Source organism: Pirellulales bacterium, assembly GCA_035546535.1.
Classification (GTDB): domain Bacteria; phylum Planctomycetota; class Planctomycetia; order Pirellulales; family JACPPG01; genus JACPPG01.
Genome location: DASZWQ010000147.1, coordinates 1 through 3,233, shown reverse-complemented (window position 1 = coordinate 3,233; position 3,233 = coordinate 1). Strand labels below are relative to the sequence as shown.

Sequence of the window (3,233 nt, the reverse complement as noted above, 5' to 3'; positions counted from 1 at the left end):
TTTCGCAGATCGATTGAATTCGTTGTTCGAAACTGCGGATGGTAGCTAGGTATTCAGCTGGCAGCGCGTCGTATTCGACTTGCCCCCCGCAACGCTATCGCTTCGCTCGGCCGGGGATGACAAGTTGGCTTTATCCCCACGGTCCGTGTTGATGCGGCACATTTGAGGCGGGCGCATCGATAGCGGGAGCGGAAGAGGGCGTCGTGAGCTTATCCGGCGCATGCCCGCCGAGTTGCTCCAGCACTGCGATGCGCTTGGCGATGGGCGGATGCGTGTCGAAGAGTTGGGCCAGGGCGAAGCTTGAGGGTGGGGCTTCGATGAACATTTGGCGGACTTCGCTCGACACATGCGGCACGTCGGGGTTCTGGGAGATTTTCATCAGCGCCGAAATCAACGCGTCGGGGTTTTTGGTCAGGTCGACGGAACCGGCGTCGGCCTGATATTCGCGCCGCCGCGAGATCGCGAAGCGCAGCACCAGCGCCAGCAGATAGCCGAGGAACGACGCCACGGCGGCGATCAGCAGAAATATTATCACGCCGTTGCCGTCGCGCCCGCGGCGGCGCGAGAAAGACTGGATCTGGATGAACCGCCACAGGCCCTGTGTCAGGAACGAGATCATGCCCACGAACACGATGGTCACGATGAGCACGCGCGTGTCGCGCTCCATGATGTGCGTGAGCTCGTGCGCGAGCACGGCTTCGAGCTCGTCCTTGTTCAGCACCTTCAGAATGCCGCTTGTCACCGTGATCGCATAGGAGCGGTCGTCGATGCCGCTGGCGTATGCGTTCATTGCGTCGGTATCGATGATGTAGAGCTTCGGCACCTTCATGCCGCGGCTGATGCAGAGGTTCTCGACGAGGTTGTAAAGCTCCGGCTGTTCCTGGCGGGTCACCGATTGCGCGCCCGTCGCACTGTGAATGATCGCATCGTTGAAGAAATAGCCGATCAGCACCCAAACCGTCGCGATGCCGATGACAATCGGCCAATAGGCATAGATCGCCGAAAGCGCGAGATCGAGCGGATCGCCGGTGCCCAGCACCGGCTCCAGATTGAAGTCGTAGAACGCATAACGCGTGTTGCTGAACTCGCCGACGAAGAAAAAGATGAAGCCCAGTAGCGACAGCAGCAGCACCGGAAACATCGCCAGCAACACCATCGACTTGATGTTGTTGTTCTGGCGATAGGTGGTAAGGCCGAGCAGAGCCACTAGCTGAATTTCACTGCCGGCGCGGTTTTGGTCGCATCGCGTTCGGCTGGGTCAAGCGTAAACATCTCTGCTGCCGTGAAGCCCAACGGGCCCGCGATGAACACCGCGGGAATCTGCTGGATGGAAGAGTTATATTCCGCGACCGCGTTGTTCATGAACCGGCGCGCGGCGGCGATCTTGTTCTCCAGATCGGCGAGTTCGCTTTGAAGGCTCAGAAACCCCTGATTGGCTTTTAGTTCGGGATAGTTCTCCGCCACCGCCATCAGGTTGCCGAGCGCACCGCTCAGTACGCCTTCCGCCGCGCTCTTCTCGCCGACCGTATTGGCTTTCATTGCGGACGCGCGCGCCTGCGTCACCGCGGTGAAGACGGCGTTCTCGTGCGTCGCATAGCCCTTCACGGTCTCGACCAGGTTGGGCACGAGGTCCTGCCGTTGTTTCAGCTGCACATCGATATCGGCAAAGGCGCGCTTCCACGCCTGGCGCAGCGACACCAGCCGGTTGTAGGTGAACATCACGAACAGGGCGATGAGGCCAAGTACGACGAGGGCGATAATCATGTGGGGCCGATTCCTTGTGCAACGGACCATACGGAATATAGGTTTTCGTCCGCTGCGTTTCCACCGGGGCGATGGCGTGCCCGCCCCGCCGTGATAGAAGAGATTCAGGGAGCGTTTGGGGGGTATCATGGAAGTTCATGCGCCGGAGCATGGCATTCACACGTGGCGCGATTTCTTCGTGCATATGGGGACGATCTGCCTCGGCCTGCTGATCGCGCTCGGGCTGGAGCAGGTCGCCGAAGCCGTCCACCATGCGCACCAGCGGGCGGAGCTTCGCGACGCTTTGGACATAGACAGCCGGCAGGCGATCGTCGATGCCAAGCGCAGCGAACATTTCTCCGATCAGATGATCGCTTGGCTCACGATGCGCATCGCCCAGGTGCGAACGGCGATCGCCACAAAGAGCGCAATTCCGAAATACGTGCGGCCGAACCCAGACGAATTCGATCTCGTCATCGATCCGTCGTTTCAGGCCGCCAAATCCTCGGGGCTGCTGGCATTGCTGCCGCAGCACGAGATCATGGCCTATTCCGAGGCCGACACCGTGACCGCCGATCTCGCCCAGGCGTACTCCCATTTGAGCGATGCGCGCACCAGTCTCCAGCAATTTTCCTTCCGGTTCCGGGCGGTCGACGGCACGCCGGATTATTCCCATGCGACGGCGGAGGAGCAGGAGCGTTATCTTGAATTGCTGGTCGGTCAGCTTTCGGGCCACGTCAACTTCCGATTCTACAACCAGGTGGAGCTCGGCCTGCAAATCGCTCTGCTGCGGGGCGAACGCGATCTGCGAGCTTTGCAAAAGGCCGAGCGCGATCTGAACACGCCCGCGCCGGGGGTCGGTTTGAAAAGAATGTAGCGTGATGATCCTCGTCACCGGCACCGTCACTGCCCGCGCCGACACAATCGCCGAGATGCTGCGCGTCTCGACCGAGCACGTGCATCGCTCGCGGAAAGAACCCGGCTGTGTCAGCCATCATGTCAGCATCGACGCCGACGATCCCTTGACGCTGCACTTCACGGAGCGGTGGGAAAGCATCGCGGCGCTCAAATTGCATTTCCGCGTGCCCGAATCGCGCGCCATGTGGAAGCGGCTCCAGGAACTCGCCGCTCACCCCGGGGCGATGCACATCTACGAAGCGGCCGAGACAAAAGTCTGAGGAACTTTTTTCGGTCCCGAAGCGAACAAATGCCATATTCGGGCGTTTACCTAGGGATGGTTAACGCCTCGGGAGGGCTCGATGGAAAATGTGTCAGTCTATCTCCATGATATTCTTTACTTTTTCAAAGACGGATTTCGCGAAGGCTTTGCCCACGTTAACGGTGCGCTGGGTCTTCTGATTGCGCTCTACGCCGCCTACCAGCTTTCGGAATGGAAACGAATCTGGGCCGTGGCGCTGGGCGCGACGCTCGCGCATCTCGTGGCGGTGATCATACTGCCGGTGCTGGTCAATGAAGGCAGCTTCAGACTC

The 3,233-nt window shown here is 60.1% G+C and carries 5 protein-coding genes; 3 read left to right on the top strand and 2 right to left on the bottom strand.

What is annotated here, in order from left to right:
* Positions 1-130: 130 nt before the first annotated feature.
* Both VHD36_17460 and VHD36_17455 read right to left on the bottom strand, forming a co-directional pair.
* Positions 131-1,207 carry a M48 family metallopeptidase gene (locus VHD36_17460; protein ID HVU89116.1) on the bottom strand — a complete coding sequence of 359 codons (1,077 nt, stop codon included), beginning with the start codon at positions 1,205-1,207 and terminating at the stop codon, positions 131-133.
* Positions 1,207-1,764: a LemA family protein gene (locus VHD36_17455; GenBank protein ID HVU89115.1), complete on the bottom strand. Its 558-nt coding sequence runs from the start codon at positions 1,762-1,764 to the stop codon at positions 1,207-1,209. Before VHD36_17455 ends, VHD36_17460 begins: the two co-directional genes overlap by 1 nt.
* A 127-nt stretch (positions 1,765-1,891) precedes the next feature.
* Between VHD36_17455 and VHD36_17450 the strand changes: the two genes are divergently transcribed.
* The 3 genes from VHD36_17450 to VHD36_17440 form a co-directional block, all read left to right on the top strand.
* The gene (locus VHD36_17450; protein ID HVU89114.1) at positions 1,892-2,620 is read left to right on the top strand and encodes a hypothetical protein; all 729 of its coding nucleotides are present in this window, start codon (positions 1,892-1,894) and stop codon (positions 2,618-2,620) included.
* A gap of 4 nt (positions 2,621-2,624) precedes the next feature.
* Positions 2,625-2,921, top strand: a complete 297-nt coding sequence (locus VHD36_17445) for a putative quinol monooxygenase (GenBank protein ID HVU89113.1) — start codon at positions 2,625-2,627, stop codon at positions 2,919-2,921.
* An 81-nt stretch (positions 2,922-3,002) separates the two neighbouring features.
* Positions 3,003-3,233, top strand: a 231-nt coding sequence (locus VHD36_17440; GenBank protein ID HVU89112.1) for a hypothetical protein, incomplete at its 3' end; no start/stop codon positions are given.